This is a genomic window from Escherichia sp. E4702, from assembly GCF_963883545.1.
In the GTDB taxonomy this organism is placed as follows: Bacteria; Pseudomonadota; Gammaproteobacteria; order Enterobacterales; family Enterobacteriaceae; genus Escherichia.
This window is the reverse complement of sequence record NZ_CAWORF010000039.1, coordinates 128076-144230: the sequence shown is the minus strand read 5'-3', so window position 1 is coordinate 144230 and position 16155 is coordinate 128076. Positions and strand designations below refer to the sequence as shown.

The 16155-nt window shown below is 46.1% G+C and carries 12 protein-coding genes and 3 pseudogenes; 7 read left to right on the top strand and 8 right to left on the bottom strand.

Going from position 1 to position 16155, the window contains the following annotated elements:
- Together flgC and flgB are read right to left on the bottom strand one after the other, a co-directional pair.
- On the bottom strand, positions 1-405 hold the full coding sequence (flgC, locus tag AACU94_RS23905; protein ID WP_130209545.1) for a flagellar basal body rod protein FlgC: 405 nt from the start codon (positions 403-405) through the stop codon (positions 1-3).
- A gap of 8 nt (positions 406-413) precedes the next feature.
- Positions 414-827, bottom strand: coding sequence for a flagellar basal body rod protein FlgB (flgB, locus tag AACU94_RS23900; protein ID WP_135487842.1), 414 nt, complete (start codon positions 825-827; stop codon positions 414-416).
- 277 nt (positions 828-1104) lie between these two features.
- Here flgB and flgA point away from each other — a divergent pair, with 277 nt between their 5' ends.
- The 3 genes from flgA to AACU94_RS23885 all read left to right on the top strand — a co-directional run bounded on the left by flgA (position 1105) and on the right by AACU94_RS23885 (position 2627).
- Positions 1105-1803, top strand: coding sequence for a flagellar basal body P-ring formation chaperone FlgA (flgA, locus tag AACU94_RS23895; protein WP_135487822.1), 699 nt, complete (start codon positions 1105-1107; stop codon positions 1801-1803).
- A 68-nt stretch (positions 1804-1871) separates the two neighbouring features.
- Complete coding sequence (flgM, locus tag AACU94_RS23890) at positions 1872-2165, top strand: flagellar biosynthesis anti-sigma factor FlgM (protein ID WP_130224460.1); 294 nt, start codon at positions 1872-1874, stop codon at positions 2163-2165.
- A gap of 15 nt (positions 2166-2180) precedes the next feature.
- Positions 2181-2627 carry a flagella synthesis protein FlgN gene (locus tag AACU94_RS23885; RefSeq protein ID WP_130224462.1) on the top strand — a complete coding sequence of 149 codons (447 nt, stop codon included), beginning with the start codon at positions 2181-2183 and terminating at the stop codon, positions 2625-2627.
- Positions 2628-2749: 122 nt separating this feature from the next.
- On the opposite strand, the gene flhC is transcribed toward AACU94_RS23885, so the two are convergent.
- The 3 genes from flhC to AACU94_RS23870 all read right to left on the bottom strand — a co-directional run bounded on the left by flhC (position 2750) and on the right by AACU94_RS23870 (position 5436).
- Positions 2750-3301 (bottom strand): flagellar transcriptional regulator FlhC, encoded by a 552-nt coding sequence (flhC, locus tag AACU94_RS23880; protein ID WP_135487821.1) that lies wholly within the window; start codon positions 3299-3301, stop codon positions 2750-2752.
- 10 nt (positions 3302-3311) lie between these two features.
- On the bottom strand, positions 3312-3659 hold the full coding sequence (flhD, locus tag AACU94_RS23875; RefSeq protein ID WP_130209555.1) for a flagellar transcriptional regulator FlhD: 348 nt from the start codon (positions 3657-3659) through the stop codon (positions 3312-3314).
- A gap of 1144 nt (positions 3660-4803) precedes the next feature.
- Positions 4804-5436, bottom strand: a complete 633-nt coding sequence (locus AACU94_RS23870; RefSeq protein ID WP_135487820.1) for a LuxR C-terminal-related transcriptional regulator — start codon at positions 5434-5436, stop codon at positions 4804-4806.
- Between the two features lie 786 nt (positions 5437-6222).
- Here AACU94_RS23870 and AACU94_RS23865 point away from each other — a divergent pair.
- Positions 6223-7435 (top strand): annotated as a pseudogene (locus tag AACU94_RS23865) (IS91 family transposase).
- 240 nt (positions 7436-7675) lie between these two features.
- On the opposite strand, the gene AACU94_RS23860 reads toward AACU94_RS23865, so the two are convergent.
- Entirely contained in the window at positions 7676-9178 is a 1503-nt protein-coding gene (locus tag AACU94_RS23860) for a FliC/FljB family flagellin (RefSeq protein WP_276606028.1), read from the bottom strand.
- A 292-nt stretch (positions 9179-9470) separates the two neighbouring features.
- Complete coding sequence (locus AACU94_RS23855; protein WP_135488378.1) at positions 9471-10766, bottom strand: FliC/FljB family flagellin; 1296 nt, start codon at positions 10764-10766, stop codon at positions 9471-9473.
- Between the two features lie 608 nt (positions 10767-11374).
- Between AACU94_RS23855 and AACU94_RS23850 the strand changes: the two genes are divergently transcribed.
- On the top strand, positions 11375-11584 hold the full coding sequence (locus AACU94_RS23850) for a hypothetical protein (RefSeq protein WP_240726354.1): 210 nt from the start codon (positions 11375-11377) through the stop codon (positions 11582-11584).
- Positions 11562-12678: pseudogene (locus tag AACU94_RS24835) on the top strand (IS91 family transposase). The gene AACU94_RS23850 and the pseudogene AACU94_RS24835 overlap by 23 nt, the downstream one beginning before the upstream one ends.
- Positions 12679-12838: 160 nt before the next feature.
- Here AACU94_RS24835 and AACU94_RS23830 read toward each other — a convergent pair.
- Positions 12839-13943, bottom strand: a pseudogene (locus AACU94_RS23830) (IS3 family transposase).
- A gap of 772 nt (positions 13944-14715) precedes the next feature.
- Here AACU94_RS23830 and AACU94_RS23825 point away from each other — a divergent pair.
- Entirely contained in the window at positions 14716-15687 is a 972-nt protein-coding gene (locus tag AACU94_RS23825; protein WP_130224619.1) for a RepB family plasmid replication initiator protein, read from the top strand.
- Positions 15688-16155: the final 468 nt, after the last annotated feature.

The window sequence follows — 16155 nt, the reverse complement described above, 5'->3', positions numbered from 1 at the left end:
TTACTGACCCAAAGTCAGTGTTTTGAGCATCATGGTTTTGGCGGTGTTCATTACGTCGACATTGGCCTGATAACTGCGGGAAGCTGAGATGGTATTAACCATTTCGCCCACCACATCGACATTCGGCATATGGAGATAGCCTTTGTTATCTGACTGAGGGTTGTCAGGGTCATAGACCAGACGATCCGGCGCATCGCTTTCCACCACATCACTGACTTTCACTCCGCCGATCTCCTGATCCGCAGCATGATCAACGCTAAAAATGACCTGTTTGGCTTTATACGGTTTACCGTCCGGCCCCGCGATACTGTCGGCATTGGCCATATTACTGGCGCTGACGTTCAGACGCTGAGACTGAGCAGCCATCGCTGAACCGGAAATATCAAAAATACTTAGAAGTGACATAATTTTATTTATCCCTGACTAACAACAGTCATCATGTTTTTAATCTGTGATGTCAGAAACGTTAAACTGGACTGATATTTCACTGAGTTATCTGCAAAATTAACACGCTCGCGATCCATATCTACGGTATTACCATCAGCGCTGGGTTGATCGGGTATACGATAAAGAGGTCGCGGATCACTCATTAAATGCGTACTGTCAGCAATATGTCTTTCAGAGGTGACCGTCAGACTCATATTATTGTCAGCCGCCTGACTGCGGTTAACGGCGTCCTTTAACTGTTGCGAAAAATCGATATCCCGTGCGAGATATCCTGGTGTATCAGCATTCGCGATATTAGAAGCAAGGATGCCCTGGCGTTGCGTCAGCAGACTCAACGCATGCTGCTGAAACCGGAATTCACTGTCGAGTTTATCCAGCATGAGATAAAACCTTTCTTGTTTATTAACAATATTGCGGTGCATTTTATGGTGAGAGGTCGAAAAAACCATAACGCAAATATGCGACAGCAATGACGTCAATTAACCAGATTGTTCCTCAAAATCGCATACAAAAAACACTTTGATATATTTTGAAATGTCTATCCGGCAAACAAGCGCTTTTATGCCATCACATTAGCGAGTAAAAATTTTGTTTATCAGGATATATTATTGTGCATTTCTTAAGTCGAAAGCTTTTCTGACGAAAGGTCGATAACAAATGTTATTTAAACGTTTACCCCTGGTTTTATTACTTTTCCTGATCGTTTATCTTAATCTGACAATTCTGGCTCATGCCTCACAGTCAACCAATCAGTCGCTGCCGTCACGTATCGCATTGCTGCTGGCCCCCTATAGTCAGGGAATGCCACAATTACAGGTTACGATCCTGACGCCTGCCACTCAGCTGGCATCATTGTGTGAGAATCCGGCATTGCGTTTGCCTGGCCATGCAACAAAACTAAGCGGTAATCACAGCGTTATTGCCTCTTGTGGAACACATCTGAAATTTATCCAGGTTTCTGTAAGCGCCACCGCGACATACTGGCTGGCAGCACATGAACTCACGCCAGGGCAAACGGTAAGTCAGAATGATATCCAGTCACAGCGAGGGAATATTGACCATCTTCCAGCCGATCTCATCCTCGACCCACAGAAGATTATTGGTGCGACACCAACCCGATGGATACAACCAAATCATCCTCTGACTTTCAGCGAACTACGCCAGCAATGGGTGATCCACACAGGTGAAAAAGTTGATGTTATGACCAAAGGCGATGATTATGAGATTCATACCATCGGAAAAGCATTAGACAATGCAACCCTCAGAGAGTCATTTCGTGTACAAATGCACTCCGGGCAAACCCTGCTGGCGACAGCCGTAGGTAACGGTAAGGCATTTATCAGCCAGAACGACTGACTTCAGTTATTTCCCTGTACGCCGATATCCATAGTAACCATTCATTATTATTTCGAATCAGGATAACTATGAGTATCGAGCGTATTTGCCAGACCTCTCCTGTACAGGGAGCTGATATCCGACAATCAACGGATTCACGTCAGCCTCAACCGCAGGATGGATCACTGCGATCCGACGATCAAGATGCCAGTGTGCATGTTGAATTAAGTCATCTGTCTGACATGTTTACTTCAGATGATTCCAACGATGTAGACCACGCCCGCCTCGCCAAAATCTCTGCGCAAATAGCAGCCGGAGAATTAACCCTGGACAGTGATCATATCGCCGCCCGGTTGGTTGATGAGATTATTCGATTTTCATAAACCAGGAGCAACAAAGTGAAAGATCAGTTAGAAAAAAACCTTATTAAATTACAAACACTTCTTGATGAGCTGGAGGGGACCTTGTTGGAAGAAGTTTCCCAGCTCAGCCGCGCGAGAATAAATCCAGTCTCGCTTCAGGTTATCTCTGACAATAAAAGTCGTTTGTTGGCTGCAATTAATTTTTATGATGAAGAACGTAAGCATGCAGAAAAAAATGCACAGCTTTATATTCCTTATAAAAATAATGCCAGACTTGCCACTCGTTGGGAAGGAATTACGTTGGTGCTACGTCGTGCAAGTGATTTGAATCAAAAGAGCAATCAATTACTCGAAATCCATATGGAAAGAGTAACCACGCTGAGAAAATTAATAGTACAAACTGGAAGTATGCCATCACTTTATGGAGAAGACGGCGATCATTCTTATCATCATGTTGGAAATAGTTACCGGATTTCTGTATGAATCTGGCGATGATAGCAGCCAGAAAACATCCGTCACTCCGCGCCTTTATAATCGCCACCATCCCTGCCATTCTGTGCATTTAAAATCCACAGATGGCAGGAAGATATGCGTATTAGTTTTCATTAAATCTCATTGTTTACATGTTCAAGTGATTGTTCTTTTATTTTCTTGCTTGCGCGAGAAGGTGGAAAACAAAGGCTACAGGTAAAGGTGTGTAAACTGTATCCTGGTGTTGTGACAAAACTGCCACCGCAACCGCAACAACGCGTCAATTCAACCATTCCGCAGTCAATAAAGCGTAACAGCGTCCAGGCTCTGGTTAAGCTCAGGATAGACTTTTCACCGGATTCCTTCTGGATCTGGTCCAGATACAGTCGGTAAGCTTTGAGCATGACTTCGACTGGACGGCCAAAGTTTTTCTTTTGCAAAAAGCGATAGATGTTATAGAAAATCGAAGAATGAATGTTCTGTTCCCATGACATATACCAGTCAGCAGAAAATGGCAGCATACCTTTTGCAGGTGAACACCCTTTAATTTCCTTGTAAAGTCTTAATAACCACCGACGACTAAGGTTAGTTTCACTTTCAAGAACCTGCATTCTGGCGCCAAGATTAATCAGTTCCATTGCAATTTGAGCATCCTTAACTTCATTAATAATGCTTTTATCACTCATAATCGTACCCTCAAATGGCAATGTTTTTCTGTTCGGACAAGGAATCCAGTAATTCTGTGGAAAGAATAATTCCAGTGTGAATACGTTGCAGAGCATCAATCCTTGAATCTCTGGTTAAACAATTAAGTATCATTTCACTGTCTATACGTAAACGACAAATTAATTGTCCGGTAGATGACAGTTTAATCAACTGGGGAAGAGATAAACCTACCAGAGATTCCATTGTCGCTTCATTTAGTCCCAGTCTGAACCCGGCAGATATTTTGTCCTCCAAAATTAATCGTTGTGCCAATAAAAGGTAAGTCAGATTCAAATCATGGATTGCTTGTGATTGTTCAGAAAGTTCAATCGCATTCATTACGTTATTTCTCCAGACAGACTCTTATCGAGTTCGTTTATTAATATTTAGACACAAAATAAAACATTATATTATCACCTGATTCTACTAAACACATCAGGTTGGCTTACTGATAAATATTTAAAGATGACTGCTTCAAAATAATATTCTGGCGTTGGGAAAACTATGTTTTTTGCTATTAAATGCAAAAAAACCATCTAACATATTATTTTAAAAGAAAAATTTATACTGTATATGCAGACATGCCACTCTTATGGTAGTCACCATAAATGTCGATATGGCATCACAACGCTGTGAGGATGATTTCAATTTTACATAAAAGGTCATAACTCTTACGAATGGTGATAACTATGGGTTATTTCCAGAAAAGCAAAATGCCGTTGAGTTATTTCATGAGTTAGATTTTAAACAAATGATCTCGCTATCAAAAGACCTTAGGAATCATTTCATGATAAAATGTTATTTAAATAAAAACAACACGTTACATGCGTAACATAAAAACATTCCTAATGATGTTTAAGTTATAATTAAGTATCTTGTACTGAGAAATGATACTTTACAGTAAATTCAACTGGCTTCGAGAGATTTCATTCTTAAAAGCTGTCATCCACCTTTCAATTGAGTTATCAGACAAATACTTATTTTTGTATACATTGCTGCTTTTCGTTGATATCAGGTTATTCAAACAGGAAAGGTAGTGAAGTGAAAAACGTCGACTGGAGCATAGCTACGCCATCTCAGACGAAAACGTCAGGAGTACTATGCCTTTAGCATCACCGGTCAGCAGGAAAATAGCAGGATGAAAAGCGCCGTGAAATGCTCTTCAGAGGTCTGAAAACAAAATGGGGACCAGTAAATGGTTAAGCCACTAAAGACAAGGTCTGACAGTAAAACAGCGGTTATGTAGTGAACGACGACTATAGTGCTGGCTCTCTCTTTTCCAACGATGGACTAGCGCGTGAAGGATCAGAGAGCCGTCATTGCTATTGCCGTAAAATAGTGGTCAATATTTATTATATGACCACTACAGTGACAGTGTTCTGACAGCACTCCCCGGAATGGTTCGTACTCTTATGGAGCTAAAAACGCCCTAAACACGCAAATTTTATTCTGACTACCAGGCGCTATACCCTTCCCTTCTACACTATATGGTACAGACTCCCATTCTCAGACCTACTTTTAACAGTTCAATGCCACTATGCACATCCATTTTTTTCATCAGATTTAAGCGGTGTGTTTCAACAGTTTTATTACTGACGTCCAAAATCTTTGCGATATGTTTGTTTGTTTGCCCATCTGCAATAAGTTGCAGAATTTGTCTTTCACGCATAGTGAGAAAATTACAAGGGACGGGTTTTCTTGTGATGGGCGATGTCTGAAGTAAACCATCATCAAAATAATGAGTATTATTATAAATATTTTCAATCGCATGGTTTAAATTTTCAGGAGGGCTGGTCTTCCAGACAACTCCCATAGCACCGGCATCAATGAATTTGTTTGCATCTATATACGGTTTTTTTTCCATATATGATATTAATTTTGATTTTACTCTCATAGAGCCTATCCAGCGTATCAGTTCAATGCCCTCCAGACCATCAGAGAACTCACCAAGAATCAATACATCCGGTTGATATTGTGAACAATACTCAGCTGCACTCAGAGCATCAGTGAAGGTAGATGATACATCATAAAGAGATGGATACTTTGATAAGAATGTTACAATTCCATTTAACATCAGTGGATATTTATCAGCTACCACCACACTAATTTTCTTCATTGTTTTCTTCCTTTTCTGGCGAATCCCTGGATCACCCTATAAATTTTAGGTGATTAACCCTATTGATTGTAAAAAAAACAAATTATATAGTCATGATGAGAATATGATTTGTATTTCATAATAACTGTTATAATCCTGTGTAAACATCCGCTCATAAAAATATAATTAATTTAATAAGCGTTAGTCGTTTATCAGAACAACTATCTACCCTGATAATTTCTCAATGCTGTTGGACTCGCTATTAACAGAGTTACCTTGTTGTTTACACCATTAGATAGTGATTTATTTCATAAATATCATCGTCCAGTAACCTACCACTTGCATACCGTTATATAGATTACGTCCCTTCCGCAGCACCTGATAATCCGCTGACCATATAGTCAGTTTCGGGCTTGCCTCCACTGCGTCATTTGCAGAGCATTACAGGACAGTAACACCATCATCCACGATGATATCCATCAGTGGATGCCTCAGCACGGCCAAAAGTCGTTTACCTCCAACAGGTGCACTTAGTCTTCACCTGTACGTAATCATGTGATGACGTTCTGTTTTAGCAAGTTCTCCATTACTGCCAGACGATGCTTACAGTAGCTAACCAGGCTGTTTCTGGCGCGGTTTTCTCGTGCCTGAACTCTTTATACCATCGGGTTGTGTTGCCTGACGGAGAACATTGCACATAACGGTGTTGTAGTACTAACGGAACAGTAGCGCCCTTTCAGGGCGAGCGTCACCGCTTCGCGGTTCCGATGGTTTGCATGTCCTGAGCACCGTTTTATACTCTGCGGCATGTATATTCCACGCCCCGCAAAACTGCTCTTCACCGTCGATGACGGCTGTCTCCGTTACCCCGCTTCGAACGGAGACAGCGTCAGTCCCTGGACCCGCCTCTGCGTTGAGCGCAAGCTCGCCTGCGGCACCGCCAGCATGGGCGTTCGACGCTACTGCTGCGCATCGGCAGACTGTACCCACTCCCGCTTCTTCTGCCAGAGCTGCAAGTCTAAGGCCTGCAGCTCCTGCGGCTTCAAAGCCACCGAGCAGTGGGTGACGCAGCAGAGCCACATTCTCCCCGACTGCGACTGGCAGCACATCACCTTTACCATGCCCCACCTGCTGTGGCCGTTTTTTAACAACAACTGGCCTCTCCTCAACGCCCTGTTCCGCGCCGCCACCCGCGCCATGCTCCGCCGGGCCCGCAGGCAGGGCGTGGAGGTCGGCATCTTCTGCGCCCTGCACACCTACGGCCGCCAGCTCAACCAGCATCCGCACATTCACCTGTCCGTCACCCGCGGCGGCCTCGATATAAAACACGGCGTCTGGCGCGACCTCTTCTTTAAGAAGCAGCCCGTGGAGGAAATCTGGCGCGGGGCGGTCATCCGGCTGCTGCGCCTCAGTTACGACCTGATTAACCCCGGCAGCCTGCCGGGACTGGGGCATATCCACGACAGAAAGCAGTGGCAGCGTTATCTGCAGGCGCAGTACGGGCGCCGCTGGAAGGTCCACTTCGCGAAGAAGACCCGTGGCGCCTGGCGGAGCGTCAAATACCTGGGCCGCTACCTGAAGCGCCCGCCGGTATCGGCGGCAAAGCTCAGGCACTACAGCGGTAGTGCCGTGGTGCACAACGACTATGATCACCGGACGCAGCAGTACCGTCAGCAGAAGCTGACCCGGAGGAGATGATCGGTCGCTATATCAGCCACGTGCCGGCGAAGCATTTTAAAATGGTACGTTACTACGGCTTTTTGTCTAACCGGAAACGGGGAGAGCGGCTACCGAAGGTGTATGAAGCCCTGCAGATGGAGGCGCGGAAAAAACGGAGCAGCCGGGCTTCGCCGCGCTGATGAAGGCGTTTCTGCATACCGATCCCTACAAATGCATTCTGTGCGGCAACCGGCTGCGCTTCAGCGGCGCAGAGACCGGCAGACACGCCACGGCGTTAGTGGCAGAAAGGCTGCATAAAATCGACCGGAAACGATGGCTTCTGGCCCGGGCAGCAGGATAAGTGCGCCTGAAAAACGGGTTTCAGGTTAAATCTTCGACGTAAACAGCATTTTATTACCCTAACTCACCCGACCTCACGTCATCACTGCGTTTCTGATAGCGGTTTTCATGGTCATGATATTTTTGAAACGCTTTTCCAAAATCCTAACCATCAAGCGGATGTCCGCCAAATTTAGTGGGATTGCAGAACAGGATAAAAATAGGGATTGTCGGCAGAATCATTCTGCCGACAGAATGCCAATTACCGCAGAAGTTGCAGAATGTTTTGCGGAACCTGGTTAGCCTGTGCCAGAACAGACGTTCCCGCAGACTGCAGGATGTTAGCTCGACTCATTTCAGACACTTCAGAGGCAAAGTCAGCGTCCAGAATGCGTGAACGAGACTCAGACAGGTTATTAACGGTGTTGTTCAGATTGCTAATCACAGAATCGAAACGGTTTTGCACGGCACCGAGACCAGAGCGTAGTTTATCGACCTGAGACAGTGCAGCATCGATGGTTTTCAGCGGATCAGGCGTAACGGTATTAGCGCCCTTAACCGCAACACCGGTGTCGGTGAATTCGCCTTCAATACTTACAATACCATTTTTAGTTATTACTTTTTTCTGTGTGTAGTCAGCCTTGGTGACGTGGCCTTTACCATCGTCCACATAAAAATTTCCCAGGTCGTCAGTTTTCAATGTCTTTCCCCCCAGAGTTGCCACTGAATTATCACTAATGGTGACATCACCGCTATATTTCTGACCAACCACTGAACTCACATTTTTGGGATCCACTGTCACTGGGGTATTAGTCTTAAAACTAACCACGCTGTTATCAATGACTTGAGCGGAATAGTAATTCCCATCGTCGCATTTCGCATAAAGATCGCCCGTTGCCTTGTCTTGTACGAGATCCTGCGCATGAATGTTTTGATCACCTCGATTGTCCAGATCAGCTACCGTATAAGTTATCTCGGCGTTATAAAACATACCATCGGGAATCACTGTGGTAATTGGCAACCCTGCGATATTTTCTGACACGGTAAAATCTGTCATGCCGAGGGTGTCAGCATCCATTTTATTCAAATCGATACCGATTGTTTCTTTATCGTTAGACCCCACCTGGATAGACAAAGATTGATCCCGACTGAGAACTTTAACACCGTTAAATTCAGTCTGATCGGAGATGCGGTTGATTTCCGACAGACGGGCGTTAATTTCATCCTGAATGGATTCACGGTCAGAAGCTGAGTTAGTTCCATTCTGCGCCTGAACAGTCAGACGGCGGATATTCTGCAGGTTATCGTTCACTTCGTTCAGCGCACCTTCAGTGGTTTGAGCGATGGAGATACCGTCATTAGCATTGCGGGAAGCCTGAGTCAGACCAGAAATGCTGGCGGTGAAACGGTTGCTGATAGCCTGGCCAGCAGCATCGTCTTTTGCGCTATTAATGCGCAGACCAGAAGACAGGCGCTGAATAGCTGTACCCAGTGTTGTCTGGGACTTATTGAGGTTGTTCTGTGCTAGAACGAAGCAGCCTGGCGGCTGCAAATCGATGTGTGGCAGAATAGCGTCATTCTGAACCCCATCGCCGGAGGTTATCCCGTGCCACACTCTCCTGAGCATCAGCTCATCCACACGAAAATGGTTAAGCAGATCCTGAAGGTCGTTGCCCGACAGAATAATTTCACGTACCAGTCTGTTTTTACCAAGGAGCCATGTCCGGTGTTTCACGCGATAGTGTCCATTAAAAATGATGGACACTATTTTCCCGGAACCGGGGTCTGCTGCACAGACGGTCTAATTGAGACGCTTACAACCGGGGCGGTTCATACCGTATATCCGCCACTACAACCTTGAGCGAAATCATACGGCCAACGGGGGAGAGTCTCCCGTGCGCTATGAACAACAGGCTGAGAAAAAAGTGTCCTGTTTAAATTGACCAGAACAGAAGACATTTGAGGTTTTAAGCGGATGTCCGCCAAATTTAGTGGGATTGCAGAACAGGATAAATATAGGGATTGTCGGCAGAATCATTCTGCCGACAGAATGCCAATTACCGCAGAAGCTGCAGAACGTTCTGCGGAACCTGGTTAGCCTGTGCCAGAACAGACGTTCCCGCAGACTGCAGGATGTTAGCGCGACTCATTTCAGACACTTCAGAGGCAAAGTCAGCGTCCAGAATGCGTGAACGAGATTCAGACAAGTTATTAACAGTGTTGTTCAGATTGCTGATCACAGAATCGAAACGGTTTTGCGCGGCACCGAGGGCAGAGCGTAGTTTATCGACCTGAGCCAGTGCAGCATCGATGGTTTTCAGCGCATCAGGCGTAACGGTATTAGCGCCCTTAACCGCAACACCGGTATCGGTGAATTCGCATTCAATATGTATATCGTGACCTTTACCTTCTTTTTTCTCTGTGTAGTCTGCCTTGGTGATGTGGCCTTTACCATCGTCTACATAAAAATTTCCCTCTTCGTCAGATTTCAATGTCTTTCCCCCCAGAGCAGCTACCGAATTTTCATTAACTTGGATGTAACCGCTATATTTCTGACCAACCACTGAACTCACATTTTTGGGATCCACTGCAACTGGGGTCTTAGTATTAAACTCAAACACGGAACCGTAATCCTCAAGTAAATAGAAATTCCCATCGTCGCATTGAGCATAAAGCTTACCCGTTCCATTTTCCTGTACAATATCCTGCGCGTGAATATTTTGGTCACCTTCATTTTCCAGATTAGCCACCGCATAAGTTAACTCGGCGCCACACCAACCGCCGTCGGTTTCCACTGCAGTAATTGGCAACCCATTGATATTTTCTGACACAGTAAAATCTGTCATGCCGAGGGTGCCAGCATCCATTTTATTCAAATCGATATCGATAGTTTCTTTATCGTTAGACCCCACCTGGATAGACAAAGATTGATCCTGGCTGAGAACTTTAACGCCGTTAAATTCAGTCTGATCGGAGATACGGTTGATTTCAGACAGACGGGCATCGATTTCGTCCTGAATGGACTGGCGGTCAGAATCAGAGTTAGTACCGTTCTGCGCCTGAACAGTCAGACGACGGATATTCTGCAGGTTATCGTTCACTTCGTTCAGCGCACCTTCAGTGGTCTGAGCGATAGAGATACCGTCGTTAGCGTTGCGGGAAGCCTGAGTCAGACCAGAGATGCTGGCGGTGAAACGGTTGCTGATAGCCTGACCAGCAGCATCGTCTTTTGCGCTGTTAATACGCAGACCAGAAGACAGGCGCTGAATAGCTGTACCCAGTGTTGACTGGGACTTATTGAGGTTGTTCTGTGCTACAAGGCTGAGAGCATTAGTATTAATAACCTGTGACATAGTATATCGTTCCTGTAAGTTAGACGGAGTGGATTGTTGATATTTAATTCAAATAAAACATGTAATTATGTTTACTGTTTAGCAGTACGGCTTATGACAAAGCGACTGAGGACTGAGGCATATGTAATATCGGCATGGAAATAAAACGACTAAAGATTGAAACATTAATGGAGCGTTACGGTGTTTTTTATGAACGTAGCGCCCTTTCAGGGCGAGCGTTCCGGTGGTGTTCATGACCTGCACACAGCTTTATGCTCTGCGGTATGTTAATTCCCCCAGGATATCCTCTGTATGCCGCGCAACAAATCTCCGAAAAAACGTAAACAACACAAACCCGGAAAACCCGGCAGGTCTCCTGCTGACGGGCGTATCCCGTACCGACGCTACCCCAAACGCTTCATAATATCCGCTCCGCCTGAGCACGGTCATGAGAGCCCGCATGAGTTCTTTTATGACAGCGCCGAAGAAGTCATACAGCACTGCGTCCACCATGGCCTCAGTTTTTTCTCGACACACTGGGCTATCCGCCTCTGGTCACGGTTATCCGCGGTTTTGAGCAACACCCCGGTGATGCAGAGAGGGCCGGATATGACTGTACCGATAGCGCAATGACAGAAAGCATGCCCGTGGACCAGTTCATGACCTGTACAGAACTGGGGATAATGCCGGTCTCCTTCGACCCATGGGACAAACCCACCGACAACTGGGCTGACTGGCCCGAAAAACCCGACTGCGACTGCGGGCAGTATGTTGATTTTCGCTTCACCGGCAAGATACCCGTGTGTAATACTCCGGATGTATATCCCGCGCCCGGCTAAACTCCTTTTCACCGTCGATGACGGCTGGAACAGGTACCTCGCTTCGAATGGCGACAGCGTCAGCCCCTGGACCCGCCTCTGCGTTGAGCGCATGCTCGCCTGCGGGACCATCTGAGATGGGCGTTCGCCGCTTCTGCTGTTCGTCACCCGGTTGCACCCATTCCCGCTTTTTCTGTCAGAGCTGCAAGTCAAAGGCCTATAGCGCCTGCGGCTTCAAAGCCACAGAGCAGTGGGTTCGCAGCAGAGCCATATCCTCCCCGACTGCGACTGGCAGCATATCACCTTTACCATGCCCCACCTGCTGTGGCCCTTTTTCAACAATAACTGGCCACTCCTCAATGCCCTGTTCCGTGCCGCTACCCGGGCCATGCTCAGGTGGGCCCGTTGAGGTCGGTATCTTCTGCGCCCTGCATACCTACGGTCGCCAGCTCAACCAGCATCCGCACATTCACGTCTCCGTCACCCGCGGTGGACTCTGTGTGAAGCACTGCATCTGGAAAGATATATTCTTTAAAAAAGACAGGGGGAAGAAATCTGGCGCACTGCTGTCACTGAGTTATTGCGGGACAACTATGAACAGATTAAGCCCGCCAGTCTGCCGGGCTATGGTCATCATCCGGGATGAGAAACAGTGGCGCCGTTATCTGGATGCACAGTACGGACGCTACTGAAAAGTGCACTTCGCAAAGAAAACCCGGGGGGCCAGGCGAAGCGTCAAATACCTGGGCCGGTACCTGAAGCGACCACCTGTGTAGGCGGCGAAGCTCAGGCACTACAGCGGCGGTGCCGTGGTGCACCATTATTACGACCACCGCACGCAGCAATACCGCCAGCAGACGCTGACCCAGGAAGAGATGATCGGACGCTATATCAGTCATATCCCGGAGAAGCATTTTAAGATGGTACGTTACTACGGTTTTTTGTCCAGCCGTAAACGGGGAGAGTTGCTGCCCAAAGTGTATGAAGCCCTGCAGATGGAGGCGCAGAAATGCCTTCTGTGCGGTAACCGGCTGCGCTTCAGCAGTGCACAGGCAGGGAGACATGCGACCGAATTAGTGGCAGAAAGACTGCATAACATTGATCGGAAACGATAGCTTCTGGCACAGGCTGCAGGATAAGTGCGTCTGAAAAACAGTTTTCAGGTTAAAAATACGCCGAAAACGGCATTTTATTGTAAATAGACCCGTTTTAGTTCCATGCATTTTTTGAGAACCCGGCCAAATGACCCTGGCCCAAAATCAGTGCAGTGCTAAATCAGAGATCTTCGTCTTTCCGGAGACTTCGGATGAATTCAGCCGGAGTCATGTCATTTAATGATGAATGTGTCCTTTCATGATTATATTCCCTGCGCCAGCTGTCGAGTTTGTCCTGCGCATCTTCCAGTGACAGGAACCAGTGAATGTTCAGGCATTCATCCCGCAGACTGCCGTTAAATGATTCAATGAACGGGTTATCTGTCGGCTTTCCGGGGCGCGAGAAGTCCATGGTCACGCCGTGTTCATACGCCCATTTATCCAGACTTTTTGAGATAAACTCGCTGCCGTTATCTGTCTGAATACGTACCGGCAGGCGCTTACCCAGCACCCGCAACCCTTCCATCACACCGACCACATCCTCGCCTTTCAGCGACTTTCCGGCATGGATCGCCAGACACTCCCGACTAAAATTATCGACTACAGTCAGCGCCCGGAAACGCCGTCCGTTAAACAGATTATCCGACACGAAATCCATACTCCAGCACTGATCGATATGCGTCAGGACCGGACGTTGCTGGCGATGTACTGCACTGACATGTCTGCGGGGGCGCTTTCTGCGCAGGTTGAGACCTTCCAGACAGTAAATCCGGTGTGTTTTCTTATGGTTAACAAGCCAGCCCTCCCACCGCAGCTGGATATGAATACGCGGACAACCATACCGTATCCGGGTTTCCGCGATCTCCCGGATACGCAGGGTTATCGCCCGATCGTCACGCCGGCTCTGCCAGTGGTAGACAGTTCTGTTCTGCTCTGCATCAGCAACCCGCATCCCCGGCGGACACTGATGCGGTATGCTTCCTGCAGGAAATGCACCGCCTGGCGCTTCTGAGCCGGCCTCAGAACTTTTGTTTCAGTACCTCCTGCAACATCTCCTTATCCAGACTCAGATCGGCCACCAGTTTCTTCAGCCGCTGATTTTCATCCTCCAGTTGCCGCAGACGCCGCAGTTCCGTCACGCCCAGACCGGCAAATTTCTTCTTCCAGTTGTAAAAGGTGGCCTCAGAAATACCCATCTTTCTGCAGACTTCCCCGACGCGGGTGCCGGTTTCGGCCTGTTTCAGCGCAAACGCAATCTGTTCTTCGGTATAACGGGTCTTTTTCATGGTAATAAGCCTCTCTGTTAGCAGGAAGAAAGACCGGAGACTTCAGTTTAGACTGGTACTGTTTTCAGGGAGGAGATCAGCACATCATTACTGCATTGTTGACACTGCTGTTCATGGTCAGGAGATTTTTAAAACGATGATTCATTTTCCTAACCATAAACTGCTGTCGTGGTGTGGATAGGTCAGGACCGAGTTCATGGCTGTAACAGCAACATCTGCGCGCTGTTGCGAAATCAGGGTAAGTGCTGTTACGGGGTATCCTGTTGGTTGATACTGTTCTGTTATGTGGAGTCACCTCTGGTTCAGAGTTTACTCACGTCGTAAGGAGTTGCGGGTAATTGTTTTGTTCGGTTAGATCATAAAAGTTGATCCTAAATAGATCCATTTAAGATCCTAAATAGATCCCCGATCGCTGTAGCCTGCGCCCACTCTGCCTTTCAGACGATATCGATAAGCTATAGTTTGTAAAATATAAACTATAGTATGCACATATATAAGTTGTAGTGAGATAAACCCAGGCTGTAGTTTGCTATCTATATAAGCTATAGTGTGCATTCACTATAAAATGAAGCGATAGATATAATGAATTTTTTCCTTATTTTATAATGAGATACATACAGCAAGATAACGTTATACAATAGTATCAACAGGTTATGCACAGCGTATCAATAGCGCATTTTTTTGTGCTATTAGCTCGGTTATATGGACTGGGTGCCCAAACTTGGAGCTGATTTTGGAAAAAGATATTGATATTAAAAGCTTTTTTTACGAGGTGGATAAACGAACAGGAGAAGTCGTTTCTCTTACTCCAAATGCAAATAACACAGTACAACCTGTTGCTCTGATGCGTCTGGGGGTATTTGTGCCTACCCTCAAATCGCTCAAAAACAGTAAAAAAAATACACTCTCGACGACAGATGCCACTGAAGAGCTGACCAGGCTCTCACTTGCTAAGGCTGAAGGCTTTGACAAAGTGGAAATCATTGGTCCGCGACTGGATATGGATAATGATTTTAAAACCTGGGTTGGAATCATTCATTCCTTTGCAAAACATAAGGTTATAGGTGATAAGGTTCAACTCTCTTTTGTTGAATTTGTAAAGCTTTGCGGGATCCCCTCAAGCAGATCCTCTAAAAAGCTTCGTGAACGCATCAGCCCTTCATTAAAACGAATTGCCGGGACCGTCATTTCTTTTACCAGCCAGACTAAAGAGTATACGACTCATCTGGTTCAATCCGCGTACTACGACACCGCTAAAGATATTGTCATACTTCAGGCTGATCCCCGGTTATTTGAACTTTATCAGTTTGATCGGAAAGTACTTTTGCAACTGAAAGCGATAAACGCGCTGAAGAGACGGGAGTCTGCACAGGCGCTTTACACCTATATCGAAAGCCTGCCCAAAAATCCTGCGCCTATCTCAATAGCGCGTTTGCGCGCCCGACTAAATCTGAAATCGCCTGTTTTTTCGCAAAATCAGACGGTTCGCAGAGCTATGGAGCAGTTGAAAGAGATTGGATACCTCGATTACACGGAGCTGCAACGTGGGCGTAGCGTGTATTTTAACGTGCATTACCGTCGGCCTAAGTTAAAAGCGCCCCGCTCGGATAGCGATGCTTATGAGCAACCTGAGCATATAAATGATTCGGTTGACTCTTCGCTGATTGAAAAAGTTAAGCTACTTGAAAAGCTGGGAATTGATCTCAAAGATTTGGAAGCACTTCTGAATCTCCGTAAAACATAAGCTGTAGTCAGTAACATACTCATGGATGCTCACTATAGCTTATATTCAATGGGATAGTGTTTCTCAGATTCACAAAACTGGCATCTTTATGTCTCATATAACTTATTGAAATTTATATTTTATTCTTCACTTTCTTACATCATCAGTGGTACTGGCCTGTATTGCTGTTGATGTCTTTTAAACTACGTTATGCATAGTCTGCTCTTCTCAATTGTGTTTGCATCGACGAGTTAAGCAGTACTGCTTTATATGCGATAAGCAATAAAAATCATTTAAATCAATAAGTAATGGGAAATGTATCAGGTTTGAGCGTCAGTATTAATACTGACTATAGCTTATATTTATCTTATAAATATCGACCCTGCATCCTCTCTATAGCTTATGTTACTGTCTATAGCTTATATTGCTGCCTATAGTTTATTTAGGTGAAACTAACGTACTGATATCCCGGAAAAAGCTGATAGAGAA